This window comes from Nocardia cyriacigeorgica (assembly GCF_005863245.1).
GTDB lineage: Bacteria > Actinomycetota > Actinomycetes > Mycobacteriales > Mycobacteriaceae > Nocardia > Nocardia cyriacigeorgica_C.
In genome coordinates this window covers 1-265 of record NZ_VBUT01000041.1, presented here as the reverse complement: position 1 = coordinate 265, position 265 = coordinate 1, and the positions used below count along the sequence as shown (strand labels likewise).

1 protein-coding gene is annotated in these 265 nt (G+C 70.9%); it reads left to right on the top strand.

The genetic code is table 11. From position 1 onward, the window contains the following. A partial coding sequence (locus FEK34_RS29850) for an RHS repeat domain-containing protein (RefSeq protein WP_138453322.1) occupies window positions 1-265 on the top strand: 265 nt, incomplete at both ends.

Sequence of the window (265 nt, the reverse complement as noted above, 5' to 3'; positions counted from 1 at the left end):
CCACCGCACCATCCACACCGACTCCCTCGGCGCCGCAACCACATTCGTCTTCAACGCCGACCTACGCCTGATCGAACAGATCGACCCGTCCGGCGCCCGCACCCGCACCGATTACGACGACGACCGCCGCCCCACCCGCGTCATCGCCCCCGACGGCGCCGTCACCACCTACCACTACACCCCCGACGGCGACCTCACCACCATCACCCGCCCCGATCACGCCCAGATCCGCATCACCCACCACGCCCGCAACCGCCCGGGCGCC